Source organism: Porphyrobacter sp. MBR-49 (genome assembly GCF_053628655.1).
This window is the reverse complement of sequence record NZ_JBRJGU010000004.1, coordinates 245,868-260,384: the sequence shown is the minus strand read 5'-3', so window position 1 is coordinate 260,384 and position 14,517 is coordinate 245,868. Positions and strand designations below refer to the sequence as shown.

Here is a 14,517-nt window from a genome sequence, read left to right as displayed (position 1 = left end):
CGCCGCCTCGCCCTTAAGTGCGCCCACGATCATGAACACGAATGACATCCACGACAATCCCGGACAGCTCACCTTCGCTGTCCCCAAGGGCCGCATTCTTGATGAAGCGCTGCCCGTGATGGCGCGCGCCGGGGTGGAGCCTGCTGCGGACTTCCACGATCCCAAAAACCGTGCGCTGGCGTTTGCCACCAACCGCGCGGATATGCGGTTAATCCGGGTGCGCGCGTTCGATGTCGCGACCTTTGTGGCGCACGGCGCGGCGCAGGTCGGGATTGTCGGGTCGGACGTGATCGAAGAATTCGACTACGCCGATCTTTACGCGCCGGTCGATCTTGGCATCGGTCTGTGCCGCCTGTCGGTGGCGCGGCTGGCCAGCGACATGGATGAACCGGGCAGCGTCAGCCACCTGCGCGTCGCCACCAAATACCCCAACCTTACCCGCCGCCATTTTGAGGCTGCGGGCGTGCAGGCTGAATGCGTCAAGCTGAACGGCGCGATGGAACTGGCCCCTTCGCTCGGGCTGGCGCGGCAGATTGTCGATCTTGTCTCAACCGGCAAGACGCTGAAGGAAAACGGGTTGGTGGAAACCGACGTGATTATCGAAATTTCGGCCCGCCTGATCGTCAACCGCACCGCCTTGAAAACCGATCCGCGCGTTGCCGAACTGGTCGCCGCGTTTCGCCGTGACGCGGAACAGCGCAGTGCGAAGGCCGCAGCATGACCGCGCTTCTTTCCTCCCTCCAGCCTGATTTCACCGCGAGGTTCGACCGTATCGTCGATGCCCGGCGGGAATCCGATAGTGCGGTTGCGGGGCAAGTCACCGACATCCTGCGCACCGTGAAGCAGCGCGGCGATGCGGCGGTGGCTGAATTTACCCAGCGCTTTGATGGCTATGCGCTGGCTGAGGATGCCGATTGGTCGATTTCGCGTGATCAGTGCGAGCAGGCCTATAGTGATCTGGCACCTGATCTGCGCGATGCGCTCGAACTCGCTGCGGCACGCATCCGCAGCTATCACGAGGCTCAGCTGCCGGAAGACCGCGATTATGTGGACGCAGCCGGTGTCCGGCTGGGGGCGATCTGGCGGCCGGTGGATGCGGCAGGCTTATATGTTCCAGGCGGGCGCGCGGCCTATCCTTCGTCGCTGCTGATGAATGCGATTCCCGCCCGCGTTGCCGGGGTGGAACGGCTGGTGGTGGTCACGCCCACGCCCAAAGGCAATGCCAACCCTCTGGTGCTTGCTGCGGCGCATATCGCAGGCGTGGACGAAATCTGGCGTATCGGCGGGGCGCAAGGCGTGGGCGCGCTGGCCTATGGCACCGACCGGATTCGCCCGGTCGATGTCATCACCGGCCCCGGCAATGCCTGGGTGGCCGAAGCAAAGCGTCAACTGTTCGGCGTGGTCGGGATCGATATGGTCGCTGGCCCGTCGGAAATCCTCGTCATTGCCGATGCCAAGAACGATCCCGACTGGATCGCGGCCGACCTGTTGAGTCAGGCCGAACACGATCCGACTTCGCAATCGATCCTGATCACCGATGATGCCGGATACGCGCGGCAGGTCGAAGACCGCATTGACGTGCAGATTGCTGGACTCGCCACCGGCAAAACCGCGCGCGCCAGCTGGGACGCGCATGGAGTGATCATCGTCGTCAATGATCTGCTGGCCGAAGCCCCCGCGCTCGCCAACCGGCTGGCCGCCGAACACGTCGAACTCGCGGTTGATAATCCAGAGGCGTTGATGCGCCAGATCCACCACGCGGGCAGCATCTTCCTTGGCCGGATGACCCCCGAAGCGGTCGGCGATTATGTCGCCGGGCCGAACCACGTATTGCCCACCGGGCGGCGCGCGCGTTTTTCCAGCGGGCTTTCGGTGCTCGATTTCATGAAGCGCACCAGCTTTCTCGGACTGGATGATGCCTCCTTTGCCGCCATCGCCCCCGCCGCTGCCACGCTTGCCCATGCCGAAGGGTTGCCCGCCCATGCCAAGTCGGTGGAATTGAGGATCAAATGAACAGTCCCGCCCGAGACCCCCAACGTTCTCGCGCCCGCTCCGCCGCGCGGCTCGCCGCCGTGCAGGCGCTGTATCAGCAGCACATGGAAGGCACCGCGCTCGCCAAGCTGCTCGATGAATTTCACCAGCACCGGCTGGGCCGCACGATTGACGATGACGCCTTCGACGATGCGGAATATGCCGATGCCGAAGTGCCGTTCTTCGACGATGTGGTGCGCGGCGTGGACGCACGGCGCGACGAAATCGACACCGTGCTGAGCGGCAAACTCGCCGCCGGGTGGAGCCTCACGCGGCTCGACAAGGCCATGCTGCAAGTGCTGCGCGCAGGCACCTATGAACTGCTCGCCCGCCAGGATGTGCCGACTGCGGTGGCAATCAGCGAATATGTCGATGTCGCCAAGGCGTTCTTCGATGATGGGCAGGCGAAATTTGTGAACGGCGTGCTCGATGCCGTGGCCAAGGATGCGCGCGCAGGCTAATCCGCCGTTCATGGCCATGAACGAACCCGAATTCATCGCCGCCTTGCGCAGGCTGCCGCTGCACCCCGGCGCGCGCAATCTGGAAGATGATTGCGCGTTGATCACCATTGGCGATGAAACGCTGGTCATCAATCACGAGATGATGGCCGAGGGCACCCATTTCCGGCCCGATGCCGATATGGCCGATGTCGCGTGGAAACTGGTCGCCACCAACCTCTCCGACCTCGCGGCCAAAGGCGCAGAGCCTGTGGGCGTGCTGCTCGGCCACTCGCTTGGGCGCGATGATGTGCGGTTTCTGCAAGGCCTCAAGGAAGCATTGCAGGCTTTTAACGTGCCGCTGCTGGGCGGCGATACGGTGGCAGCGACCGGGGCCAGCACTTTTGCCATGACCGCGATTGGCCGTGCGACCCACCATCCTGTGCCTGCGCGCCGCGGCGCAAAGCTGGGCGATGCCGTCTACGTCACTGGCACCATCGGGCGCGCGATGCTGGGGTTTGAAGGCGCGGCCTATCACCGCGCTGCGTTTGACCGGCCAGAACCGCGCCTTGCCGAGGGTCTGGCGCTCGCCCCGCTGGTCAGTGCGATGATGGATGTGTCCGACGGGCTGCTGCTCGATTGCTGGCGAATGGCGAGCCTTAATGGCGTCACCTTCGCGATTGATCCTGACGCGGTGCCGGTGGCCGATTACGCCCGCCGTGATGAATGTATGCGCTGGGGCGATGATTACGAACTGCTGTTCACCGCCGCGCCCGATGCCGCGATTCCGGTCGCCGCGAGCCGCATCGGAAACGTGGTTGCCGCTGGTCTTGCGCCTTTGGTGCTGGGAGAAAACGCATTCCCCACCGCCGATAACCTTGGTTACTGGCACGGTTAGCGCCAGTTCTGCCGCGCAACTATGCTGAAAGCGGCGTAAAACCGTGCACCCGGCGGCGTGGAGGCTTGCCACCCATCGCTGAGTGCCTATGAATACCGGCGCTGCGCCCACGGGATCAATCGCGGCGCACGTTTCCCGCGCGGAAATAATAAAACGAGAGGGGATTACTCGTGAATTTATTGCTCATTTCAATTGGGCTGGGGCTGCTTGCCATTGTCTATGGCTTCATCACCAGCCGTCAGGTGCTCGGCGCAGATGCCGGCAACGCCAAAATGCAGGAAATCGCCGCCGCCATTCAGGAAGGCGCGCAAGCTTACCTGAAACGCCAATATACCGCGATTGCGGTGGTCGGCGTGATCGTGGCGGTGATCGTCGCTGTTACGCTGGGGACGATCCCGGCGGTCGGCTTTATCATCGGCGCGGTGTTGTCGGGCGTGGCGGGCTTCATCGGTATGAACGTGTCGGTGCGTTCCAACGTGCGCACCGCTGCGGCGGCGATGACCGGGCTGCAACAGGGCCTGACGCTGGCGTTCCGCGCGGGCGCTATCACCGGGATGCTGGTGGCGGGTTTGGCGCTGCTCGCGATTGCGGTGTTCTTCTGGTATCTCACCGGCCCGGCGGGTCTGGCGGCCGATAGCCGTCCGGTCGTGATCGGCCTCACCGCATTGGCGCTGGGCGCATCGCTGGTATCGATCTTCGCACGGCTTGGCGGGGGCATCTTCACCAAGGCAGCTGACGTCGGCGCCGATCTGGTCGGCAAGGTCGAAGCGGGCATCCCCGAAGATGACCCACGCAACCCTGCCGTGATCGCCGATAACGTGGGCGACAACGTGGGTGACTGCGCCGGGATGGCGGCTGACCTGTTCGAAACCTACGTGGTGACTGTGGGCGCCACCATGGTGCTGACGGCGCTGCTGATGAGCGGCGCAGAAAACCTCGCCACGTTGATGGCGCTGCCGCTGCTGATTGGCGGCGTGTGCATCGTCACCTCGATCATCGGCACCTACTTCGTCCGCCTTGGCGGCGGGACGAACATCATGGGCGCGATGTACAAGGGCTTTCTGGTCACTGCCGTCTTGTCGGTTCCGGCAATCTGGTGGGCGATCAGCTATTCGCTGGGCGACATGGAAGGCGCGATTGCAGGGCAGGCCTTTAATGGCCGCACGCTGTTCTATTGCGGGTTCCTGGGTCTGGTCATCACCGGCCTGATCATCTGGATCACCGAGTATTACACCGGCACCAATTACCGCCCGGTGCGATCCATCGCCAAGGCTTCGGAAACGGGCCACGGCACCAACGTGATCCAGGGTCTGGCGATCAGCATGGAATCGACCGCGCTGCCGACACTGGTTATCTGCGCAGGGATCGTCATCGCCTATCAACTCGCTGGCCTGATGGGGATCGCCTATGCTGCCACATCGATGCTGGCGCTGGCGGGCATGGTCGTTGCGCTGGACGCCTATGGCCCCGTGACCGACAATGCCGGCGGGATCGCCGAAATGGCCGGGCTGGACGATAGCGTGCGCGAAAAGACCGATGCGCTTGACGCGGTGGGCAACACCACCAAGGCCGTGACCAAGGGCTATGCCATCGGTTCGGCCGGACTTGCCGCACTTGTGCTGTTCGCCACCTACACCGCCGACCTGCGAGAGCTGTTCGAAGGTGTGACGGTCGATTTCAGCCTCGAAAACCCCTACGTCATCGTCGGGCTGCTGCTCGGCGCGTTGCTGCCATATCTGTTCGGCGCAATGGGCATGACGGCAGTGGGCCGCGCGGCGGGCGAAGTGGTGAAGGACGTGCGCGACCAGTTCGCCAAGAACCCCGGCATCATGACCTTCGAAACCAAACCCGACTACGCCCGCACGGTCGATCTTGTCACCAAGGCGGCGATCAAGGAAATGATCATCCCGTCGTTGCTGCCTGTGGCGGCACCGATTGTGGTCTATTTCGTGATCACTGCGGTGGCCGGACAGGCCAATGGCTTTGCCGCGTTGGGCGCACTGCTTCTCGGCGTGATCGTGGGCGGGCTGTTTGTTGCCATCTCGATGACCTCAGGCGGCGGCGCGTGGGACAATGCCAAGAAATACATCGAAGACGGCAACCACGGCGGAAAGGGTTCCGAAGCCCACAAGGCTGCGGTGACCGGCGATACGGTGGGCGATCCTTACAAGGACACGGCTGGCCCGGCGGTCAACCCGATGATCAAGATCACCAACATCGTAGCGCTGCTGTTGCTCGCGGCGCTGGCGGCGGGCTGATCGTCACACACTGATTAAAATTAGAACTTAATACCCCGCCGGGAGCAATTCCGGCGGGGTTTATTTTTGCCCCGCCCCTGTCCCCGCATCGGACAGCCCCCTGCGCCGCTGAGGCTTTGTTAATCGCCTTGTGACATATCCCTGCCCAAAGCACGGATCGGCGCGCGCATACGGGGTTAACGGCAATGGACATGGCACTGGCGAGCGATTTTCGTATCCCTTCGCCAAGCGGCATCTCCGCGCCCCCGCGCGATGGCGAATTGCGCCTGCTGACCGTCAACGACATCGCACTGCCCGCCTTTCTCGCAGAGTGGGAACAATTGGTGGCGCAGGCGTGCGAACCAAACCCGTTTTTTGAACCGTGGTTCCTGCTGCCTTCGCTGCGGCAATGGGCAACGGCGGGGCAGGTCGTGATCAAGGCGTGGTATCGCGATGGAGAGCTGCGTGGGTTGCTGCCGATCATGCGTAGCGCGAATTATTACAGCCACCGAACTCCTCATGCGGCTGGCTGGCTGCACGCCAACGCCTTTTGCGGAACGCCGCTGATCGCAGCAGGCCACGAAGACGCATTCTGGCACGCCTTGCTCACGCATTTTGACCGCTCGCCGCGCCGAACGCTGTTTCTGCATCTGCCCAAATTGCCTGCCGATGGCCCCGCCCACGCCGCGCTTGATCGGGTTTTATCTGCCAGCGGGCGCGCGCATTACATCGTCGCCGAGGAAAGCCGCGCCTTGCTGAGCGGTGACACCAATGCCGAAGCCTATCTCGCGCAGGCCATGAGCGCGAAGAAACGCAAGGAATTGCGCCGCCAGCACAATCGGCTGGCTGAAGAAGGCGCGCTGACGTTTGATCGGTGCGCGGATGCAGATGGCCTTGCCGAATGGATTGCAGAATTCCTGACGCTCGAAGCCGCCGGGTGGAAGGGCGCCGCCGGATCAGCCCTCGCCAGCGCACCCGAAACCCGCGACTTCTTCACGCAGGCATTGGAAGGCGCGGCTGCGTCGGGCCGACTTGAACGACTGGCGCTCAGGCTTGATGGGCGGGCGATTGCGATGCTGGTGAACCTCGTCACCCCGCCGGGTGCCTACAGCTTCAAGACCGCGTTCGATGAAGATTACGCGCGCTTCTCGCCCGGAATGCTGGTGCAACTGGAAAACCTCACGCTGATCGAACGTCCCGATATTCACTGGGCCGATAGCTGCGCGGTGGAGGGCCACCCGATGATCGAACGCCTGTGGCGCGATAAACGCCGCATGGTCAGCCGCAATATCGCCATCGGCGGGCCGCTGCGCCGCGCGCTGTTCCGCCTGCTGATGGCCTACGAAACCCGCACCCGAACCGCCAACCAGACGAGCACCCGATGAACGCCCCTGCCCACTTCACCGACGCAGCCACTGCCCCGGTGTTTGACGATGCCGCGCGCCAGCGGTTCGCTGCGCATTATCCCGAAACCCCGCATGTCCTGCGCCACGCGCTCACCGCCCACCCGCTGCTGGAAATCGAGGCGCTGGCGCAGCTGGCAGAGCGCCTGCCGATCGCATCGGTTGAATATAATCGCGGCGATCTGCCGATCGGGGTGGATGGCAAGCCGGGTTCCAACGGCCTCACCATCGCCGAAACCATCCGCCGGGTGGCCGAGGCGGAAAGCTGGGCGGTGCTCAAGAATATCGAACAGGTGCCCACCTACCGCGACCTGCTGATCGGCCTGCTCGATGAAATCCGTCCCGAAATCGAGGCTGCGACCGGCGCGATGCTGACCCCGCAGGGGTTCATCTTTGTTTCCAGCCCCAATTCGGTCACGCCCTATCACTTTGATCCGGAACACAACATCCTGCTGCAAATCCGTGGCAGCAAGGTGATGACGCAGTTCCCGGCGGGTGACACGCGGTTCGTGCCGGATGAAGCGCACGAAACCTATCACGCAGGCGGCCCGCGCGAATTGAAATGGGATGACAGCTTTCTTGGCCACGGGCGCGAATTCCCGCTTAGCCCCGGCGATGCGCTGTTCGTGCCGGTGATGGCACCGCATTTCGTCAAGAACGGCCCCGCCCCGTCGGTCTCGCTGTCGATCACCTGGCGCAGCGAATGGAGTTACCGTGAAAGCGACGCGCGCATCCTCAACGCGATGTTGCGCGCGCGCGGGTTTGCCCCGCAAGCGCCGGGTCGCTGGCCGCAGCAAAACTATGCGCGCGCCTATACGTTCCGGATCATGCGCAAGCTGGGGTTGACCGGCACGTAAGCGCCACGCATGGCCCCGTGTCATGACTGACACGCCAACCAACGCCGACCTTGTCGCTGACCTGATCCGCCTGCTTACCGTCGAACAGCGCGCTGCCGATATCTACACCGGGCCGCCGCAGACCGACGGGATTGGCCGGGTGTTCGGCGGGCAGGTGCTCGCACAGGCGTTGCAGGCGGCGCAAGCGAGCATCACCGATGGCAAGGCTGCCCATTCGTTGCACGCCTATTTCCTGCGCGGCGGGCGTGAGGGTTCGGCAATCGAATACCGGATCGAACGCGATTTTGACGGGCGCAGCTTTGCCAATCGCCGGGTGGTGGCATCGCAGCAGAACGATGACGGCACCTCGTCGCCGATCCTCAACCTCACCGCCAGTTTTCAACTGCCCGAAGACGGGTTGGAGCACATCGATTCGCCGATGCCCGATGTCGCCCTGCCCGATGATCTGCGCCCCGACATCGAAATGCGCCGCGAAATCGCGGAAAGTTGGGGTGACAATCTGAACGAGGTTCAGCGCCGCCTGATGCTGCGCCCGCGTGCCATCGAAATGCGCACGATTGACCGCCTCCACTGGATGAGCAGCGAACCCCGCGCGCCCCGCGCCCACAGCTGGTTCCGGGTCGCCGCGCCGATCACCGGGGCCGATGACACGCCCGAACTGCACCGCGCGATCATCACCTATGCCAGCGATTACACCCTGCTCGGCACCAGCGCGCTGCCGCATGGGTTAAGCTGGATGCGAGATGAGCTGGTCGGCGCGAGCCTTGACCATGCGATCTGGTTTCACCGCGATGCGCGCGCCGACGAATGGCTGCTCTACGCCACCGACGCGCCGTGGTCAGGCAGCGGGCGCGGGTTCAACCGCGGGCGGATATTCAACCTCGCGGGGGAATTGGTGGCCAGCGTCGCGCAGGAAGGCATGATGCGGCGGAGAGTGAAGGGCTGACCTGACAACGACCCGTTCGCCCTGAGCTTGTCGAAGGGCTGCTTTTTCTTTGCGAGGATCGCGCTGCATTCGAAGAGAAGGACGGCCCTTCGACAAGCTCAGGGCGAACGGAGTTTGTCGAAAAGTTGCCGTCCCTAACCTAATGCGCCAACAAAATCGGCATCTGCGGTTCGCTGATCATCCGCCGCGTCACCCCGCCCAGCAGCATTTCCGCCAGCCGCGAATGGCCATAGGCGCCCATCACCATCAGCCCGCATTCGCGCAGTTGCGCCGCCGAAAACAGCGTGTCGGAAATCTTCGCGTCCCCACGCGGGATTTCCACGATCTCGCAATCGATCCCGTGGCGGCTGAGATATTTCGCGCCTTCAGTCGAAGGGAAATCAAACCGCGTCTTTTCCGAAGGTTCGGCAACGCTGGCGAGCGTTACTTTGGACGAACAGGCAAGCAGCGGCACCGCCGCACGCAGCGCGTGGCAGGCTTCGGACGAACCGTTCCACGCGACCAGCACGGGCGCGGTTACATCGAAGTTTTTGGTGCCTTCGGGAACCACCAGAACTGGTAACGATGCCTTGAGCACCAGGTCTCCGATCAATGCCGACGGGCCATGGTCACCCCCATCGGACGGGCCGACAATCACCAGATCGGCCAGCGGCGAATGTTCAAGCAAGCGGTGCTGGGCAATGCCGTAAAGGAACCGCCAATCCCACGCCACGCCTTCATTTTCGAGCTCCGACTCAATTTGCTTTCTCAGCTTTTCGGCGTTTTCCCTGATCACCGGCATCGCCGCCGCGATTGCTGACCCGTAAAAGTCGCCGGGCGCGAACACTTCATAGCTGACCGCTTGCAGACAGGTGATGTGGGCGTTGATCGCCCGCGCGATGTCGAGTGCCACTTGCAACCGCGCCTGCATCGCGCTGTCGTGATCGATGTGCAGCAAAATCGATTTCATGGCGTATCTCCCACTGATGCGTTCACTATCGCCCCGATGCGCGTTCCTGACATTGATCGGAATCAAATTTGGGGCAGCATGAAAATGTATCATACCAGCTTGCCAGCGCACCGCCCATCGTTAGTCTTGGCATAGGGAGAATTGCCATGCAGATCACGCGCCACCCGCCGGTAAAAACGTCGCTGGAACCGTCGAACCACCCCTATCTGACAGGGCCGTGGACACCGCTGCACGAAGTGGTCGACGTGGCGCAACTGCCTGTGATTTCGGGCGCGATTCCGCCGGATATTGACGGGATTTACCTGCGCAACACCGAAAATCAGGTGCATCAACCGCTGGGCCGCCATCACCCGTTTGATGGCGATTCGATGATCCATCAGGTCAATATCTCCGGCGGAAAGGCAAGTTACCGCAACCGCTTCGTGCGCACCCATTGTTTTGACGCAGAACAGATCGCGGGCCAATCGCTGTGGGGCGGGTTGATGGACCCGGCGGGCACATCCAAACGCCCCGGTTTTGGCGCGCATGGCGGGCTGAAGGATACTGGCAGCACCGATATTATCGTCCACGCCGGGATCGCCTATGCCACGCTATATCAATGCGGGGAGGCATGGATGCTCGATCCCGTGACGCTGGCCAACCGGGGCAAGGCTCCGTGGGTGCCGCTCGACGGGATTTCAGCCCATCCCAAGGTGGACGAGGCGACCGGCGAGATGATGTTCTTCAACTATTCGAAATACGCGCCCTTCATGCATTACGGCGTGGTCGACCGCACCGGGCAGCTGGTGCATTATGTGCCGATCCCGCTGCCCGGCCCGCGCCTGCCGCATGATATGGCGATCACCCCGAACTGGTCGATCCTCAACGATATGCCGCTGTTCTGGGACGAAGACCTGCTGCGCCGCGATATTCACGCGGCGCGCCTGCACGAAGGCATCCCCACCCGCTTCGCGCTGATCCCGCGCCGCGGCCAGCCCGAAGACATTCGCTGGTTCGAAGCCGCGCCAACCTATGTGCTGCACTGGACCAACGCCTATGAAGATGGCGATGAAGTGATCCTCGAAGGCTATCATCAGGCCAAACCCATGCCCGATCCGCTGGAGGAAATGGGCCGTTACAGCCACATGATGGCCTATGTCGACGAACATTCGTTCCAAAGCCGCTTGCACCGCTGGCGGTTCAACCTGAAAACCGGCGAGACACGCGAAGAACGTCTGACCGACCGGATCGTCGAATTCGGGATGATCAATCCGCGCTATGCCATGCACAAAAGCCGCTATGTCTGGTCAACCACGACGCGGCCCGGCTGGTTCCTGTTCAATGGCTATGTCCGCCACAATACCGAAACGGGTCAAGAACAGGTCTATCGCCTGCCTGAAGGGGTCTATGCTAGCGAAAGCCCGATGATCCCCAAAAAGGGGGCGACCCCGGCCTCAAGTAGCGAAGCGGTAGGCCAACAAGAACGTGAGGAGGATGGCTATCTGGTCACCTTCCTGATCGACGAAAACACCGGCACCTCCGAATGTGCGATCATGGATGCGAGCGACATCACCAAAGGCCCGATCTGCCGTCTGGCGCTGCCGCACAAGATTTGTTCGGGAACGCATTCGGTGTGGGTTGAACATGACCAATTGCGGGCCGATGCGGCGTTTCATGCGGAGCGTCTTACTATCGCGTCATGACACCGGTCGAAGCGCCTGCGTCGCTGGTCGCAGGCGCGCTTGCCGCGATTGATGCCGCATCGTAGCGGGGCCCCAACTGAACTTTGACCTTTTGGGGGCTTCTTCTATGAAATTTCGCCTTGCTCTTGCCGCTTCCACCGCAGTGCTGCTGGCCGCCACACCGGCACTTGCGGAAACCGCTGCCGATCCTGCCGCAGCGACCGCAGCCGTGCAGAGCGAGCATGACAAGCTGTTCGCATTGTTCGAGGATGCCGACGCACGCGAACTGGCGCTCAATCCACTCAATCGCCTGTTTCGCGGAGAGGATGAAGGCGTTGACCGACTGGGCGACTTGCTGACGGATTCCAGCTTTCTTGCCAGCCGCACCGATATCAAACTGAACCTCGCGCTGCTGGCGCAGATTGACCGCGCGCAATTGTCTGAGACCGATGCGCTTGCCTATGACGTGTTCCAATATACGCAGGAACGGGCGTTGGCCGGTGTGAGTGACGAAATGCGCAGCCTTACCGAAGCGCGCCCGGTCAACCACTTCTTCGGGCTCCACACTTTCTACCCCACCTTCGCCAGCGGCAAGGGGGTCGCCCCGTTCAAGACGTTGGCGAATTACGAAGACAACCTGTCGCGCCACAATGACTACATCGCCTTCATCGACCGTGCGATCGAGCGGTCCCGCGAAGGCATGGAAAGCGGCGTGCTCGAGACGAAATTGACCATCGGCATCACCGTCACCCAGCTTGATACGCAGATCAACACCCCGCTGGCGGATTCGCCTTTCATGGCACCGACCAAGACATTCCCGGAAGGGTTCACAGACACCGACAAAGCGCGCCTTGTTGCCGCATACGAAGCCAAAACCCGCGAAATCTACGCCGCCAACACCCGCCTGCGCGATTTCCTGCGCGATGAATACCTGCCCGCCGCGCGCGACAGCGTGGGCCTGTCGCAGATGAAGGGCGGGGCGCAGCTTTACGCATTGCTGGTGGAAAATTCGACCACGCTGCCGCTTGATCCCGAAACCATCCACCAATTGGGGCTGTCTGAAGTTGCGCGGGTCAAGGCTGACCTTGAAAAGGTCAAGGCCGAGGTCGGCTTTACCGGCACGCTCAACGAATTTTTCGATCATGTCCGCAACGATACGCGTTTCCACCCAGAAAGCCGTGAGGCGCTGACCGAATCCTATTATGACATCGGGCGCGCGGTAGACGAAAAGATCGGCGATTATTTCTCGCTGCTGCCCAAGTCGGCATTGAAGATCGAACCCTACGACCCTTCGATCGAGCAGTTTCAGGCAGGCGGTTCCTACCAATCGGGTTCGCCCGATGGGGAACGCGCTGGGGTGTTCTATTTCAACGCCTATGACCTGCCCAGCCGCCTGACGACCGGCAATGTCACGCTGTATCTGCACGAAGGCGCACCGGGGCACCACTTCCAGATCAGCCTTGCACAGGAAAATGAAGACCTGCCCGCCTTCATGCGCTTTGGCGGCACCACCGCCTATGTCGAAGGTTGGGCGCTCTATGCCGAAACGCTCGGTTACGAGATGGGTTTCTACGAAGATCCGTGGAACCGCTATGGCACGCTGCAGGACGAACAACTGCGCGCAATGCGGTTGGTGGTCGATACCGGCATCCACGCCAAGGGTTGGAGCCGTGAACAGGCGATTGATTTCATGATGCAGAATTCGGGCATGACCAACACCGAAGTGGTGGCCGAAGTCGAACGCTATATCGCCATCCCCAGTCAGGCGCTGGCCTACAAGATCGGCGCGCTCAAGATCCAGGAACTGCGCAAACGGGCCGAAACCCGGCTGGGCGCGCGGTTCGATATCAAGGCGTTTCACGAACAGGTTCTGAACACCGGCGGCCTGCCGCTGGCGGTGCTTGAAACCAAGATTGACCGGTGGATCGAAGGCGAAGCGAGCCGGTAATTCGCCCAAGCCATTGCGGCTCTGACTCTCAACTCATCGCGTAACTTGCCCCGGTTGCCCGCTCCTGTGGCAACCGGGGTAAAGCTGTTCATCTGGCAGCAAGGTATTGCTGAACACGGAGCGCGGGCGCATATTCACCATAAGGGCTGACCCATAGGGATCGCCAGCCCAAACCACAGGAGCAACCCCGCCGTGACAACCAAATTCCGTGCCCCGCGCACCTTTGCGATCATCGCCCTGCTTGGCGCCACCGCCGCAACCAGTCTTTCCGCTCAATCCACGCAACCGGCTGACGGCAGCGAAGTGCTGACCACGGTTTACGGCAATCTGCCGCCCATGGCCGCAATGAACGAAGGCCCCCGGATCACCGGGATCATTTCCGCGCGCCAAGGCCAGCGCCTGCAGGTTACAGCCGATGATGGCAGCAACACCATCGTGACACTCCATCCCGAAACCGAAATCCGCACACGCGGCGGGTTCCTGGGGATCGGCAACAAGACCTTCGACCACAGCGCGCTGATCAACGGGCTGCCCGTGATCGTGAAGACCGCGCAATATGGCGATGGTCTGGTCGCGAGCGAAGTGCGCTTCAACAGCGATGATCGCCAGATCGCCGCGATGATCCGTGGCGGCACATCGCAACGTTTCGCAGAGCACGGTGCCGCGATCGAGCAGAACACCGCTGGGGTCACCCAAAACGCCGCCGCGACCGAGGCCCTGCGCGGGCGGCTCGGCGATATCGACAAATACAACCTCAAAAGCACCACCAATGTCTATTTCGACACCGGCAAATCAGCGCTGACCCCCGGCGCGCGGGCCGAACTTTGCGCCGCGGCGCAAGAGGCCAACGCGAACGAAAATTCGCTGATGCTGGTGCTGGGCTACACCGATTCCACCGGCTCGCAGGAGGTCAATCAGACGCTCAGTGAAAAGCGCGCTTCCGCCGTGGTCAATCACCTGCAACAGGTGTGCAAGTGGAAGCCTTACCGGATGCTAACCCCGACCGGGATGGCGACCGCAGACCCGGCAGCGGACAACACCACCGCCGCCGGACGTGCGCAGAACCGCCGCGTTTCGGTCAATGTGCTGGTGAGCAAGGCGCTCGACGAGCAGTAAGCACAAACAGGGCTGGGGCGGGTCTTCCGGGGCC

At 62.3% G+C, this 14,517-nt stretch carries 12 protein-coding genes; 11 read left to right on the top strand and 1 reads right to left on the bottom strand.

What is annotated here, in order from left to right:
• Positions 1-31: 31 nt before the first annotated feature.
• The 8 genes from hisG (at position 32) to ACSSV3_RS07475 (ending at position 8,809) form a co-directional block, all read left to right on the top strand.
• Complete coding sequence (gene hisG, locus ACSSV3_RS07510) at positions 32-721, top strand: ATP phosphoribosyltransferase (protein WP_354323438.1); 690 nt, start codon at positions 32-34, stop codon at positions 719-721.
• Positions 718-2,013 (top strand): histidinol dehydrogenase, encoded by a 1,296-nt coding sequence (gene hisD, locus ACSSV3_RS07505; RefSeq protein WP_354323436.1) that lies wholly within the window; start codon positions 718-720, stop codon positions 2,011-2,013. The genes hisG and hisD overlap by 4 nt, the downstream gene beginning before the upstream one ends.
• Positions 2,010-2,492, top strand: coding sequence for a transcription antitermination factor NusB (nusB, locus tag ACSSV3_RS07500; protein WP_354323434.1), 483 nt, complete (start codon positions 2,010-2,012; stop codon positions 2,490-2,492). The genes hisD and nusB overlap by 4 nt, the downstream gene beginning before the upstream one ends.
• 16 nt (positions 2,493-2,508) lie before the next feature.
• Positions 2,509-3,366 carry a thiamine-phosphate kinase gene (gene thiL, locus ACSSV3_RS07495; RefSeq protein ID WP_454184782.1) on the top strand — a complete coding sequence of 286 codons (858 nt, stop codon included), beginning with the start codon at positions 2,509-2,511 and terminating at the stop codon, positions 3,364-3,366.
• A 170-nt stretch (positions 3,367-3,536) separates the two neighbouring features.
• Positions 3,537-5,624 carry a sodium-translocating pyrophosphatase gene (locus tag ACSSV3_RS07490; protein WP_354323430.1) on the top strand — a complete coding sequence of 696 codons (2,088 nt, stop codon included), beginning with the start codon at positions 3,537-3,539 and terminating at the stop codon, positions 5,622-5,624.
• Positions 5,625-5,809: 185 nt separating this feature from the next.
• Positions 5,810-6,988: a GNAT family N-acetyltransferase gene (locus ACSSV3_RS07485; RefSeq protein ID WP_354323428.1), complete on the top strand. Its 1,179-nt coding sequence runs from the start codon at positions 5,810-5,812 to the stop codon at positions 6,986-6,988.
• A complete protein-coding gene (locus tag ACSSV3_RS07480; protein WP_354323427.1) occupies positions 6,985-7,863 on the top strand; it encodes a cupin-like domain-containing protein in 879 nt (292 codons plus the stop codon). Before ACSSV3_RS07485 ends, ACSSV3_RS07480 begins: the two co-directional genes overlap by 4 nt.
• A gap of 22 nt (positions 7,864-7,885) precedes the next feature.
• Positions 7,886-8,809, top strand: coding sequence for an acyl-CoA thioesterase (locus ACSSV3_RS07475; RefSeq protein WP_354323426.1), 924 nt, complete (start codon positions 7,886-7,888; stop codon positions 8,807-8,809).
• Positions 8,810-8,948: 139 nt separating this feature from the next.
• Here the strand turns inward: ACSSV3_RS07475 and ACSSV3_RS07470 are convergent, their stop codons facing one another.
• Entirely contained in the window at positions 8,949-9,758 is an 810-nt protein-coding gene (locus ACSSV3_RS07470; RefSeq protein ID WP_354323424.1) for a universal stress protein, read from the bottom strand.
• Positions 9,759-9,904: 146 nt separating this feature from the next.
• Here ACSSV3_RS07470 and ACSSV3_RS07465 point away from each other — a divergent pair, with 146 nt between their 5' ends.
• From ACSSV3_RS07465 to ACSSV3_RS07455, 3 genes are all read left to right on the top strand, one after another.
• Positions 9,905-11,440, top strand: a complete 1,536-nt coding sequence (locus tag ACSSV3_RS07465) for a carotenoid oxygenase family protein (RefSeq protein WP_354323423.1) — start codon at positions 9,905-9,907, stop codon at positions 11,438-11,440.
• A gap of 106 nt (positions 11,441-11,546) precedes the next feature.
• A complete protein-coding gene (locus ACSSV3_RS07460) occupies positions 11,547-13,367 on the top strand; it encodes a DUF885 domain-containing protein (protein WP_354323421.1) in 1,821 nt (606 codons plus the stop codon).
• A gap of 192 nt (positions 13,368-13,559) precedes the next feature.
• Positions 13,560-14,483, top strand: a complete 924-nt coding sequence (locus ACSSV3_RS07455) for an OmpA family protein (protein ID WP_354323419.1) — start codon at positions 13,560-13,562, stop codon at positions 14,481-14,483.
• Positions 14,484-14,517 lie beyond the last annotated feature (34 nt).

Coding starts and splice junctions, on each gene's coding strand:
- hisD (WP_354323436.1), top strand. CDS start 718: ATGACCGCGCTTCTTTCCTCCCTCCAGCCTGATTTCACCGCGAGGTTC.
- nusB (WP_354323434.1), top strand. CDS start 2,010: ATGAACAGTCCCGCCCGAGACCCCCAACGTTCTCGCGCCCGCTCCGCC.
- ACSSV3_RS07470 (WP_354323424.1), bottom strand. CDS start 9,758: ATGAAATCGATTTTGCTGCACATCGATCACGACAGCGCGATGCAGGCG.
- ACSSV3_RS07465 (WP_354323423.1), top strand. CDS start 9,905: ATGCAGATCACGCGCCACCCGCCGGTAAAAACGTCGCTGGAACCGTCG.
- ACSSV3_RS07460 (WP_354323421.1), top strand. CDS start 11,547: ATGAAATTTCGCCTTGCTCTTGCCGCTTCCACCGCAGTGCTGCTGGCC.
- ACSSV3_RS07480 (WP_354323427.1), top strand. CDS start 6,985: ATGAACGCCCCTGCCCACTTCACCGACGCAGCCACTGCCCCGGTGTTT.
- hisG (WP_354323438.1), top strand. CDS start 32: ATGAACACGAATGACATCCACGACAATCCCGGACAGCTCACCTTCGCT.
- ACSSV3_RS07475 (WP_354323426.1), top strand. CDS start 7,886: ATGACTGACACGCCAACCAACGCCGACCTTGTCGCTGACCTGATCCGC.
- ACSSV3_RS07485 (WP_354323428.1), top strand. CDS start 5,810: ATGGACATGGCACTGGCGAGCGATTTTCGTATCCCTTCGCCAAGCGGC.
- thiL (WP_454184782.1), top strand. CDS start 2,509: ATGAACGAACCCGAATTCATCGCCGCCTTGCGCAGGCTGCCGCTGCAC.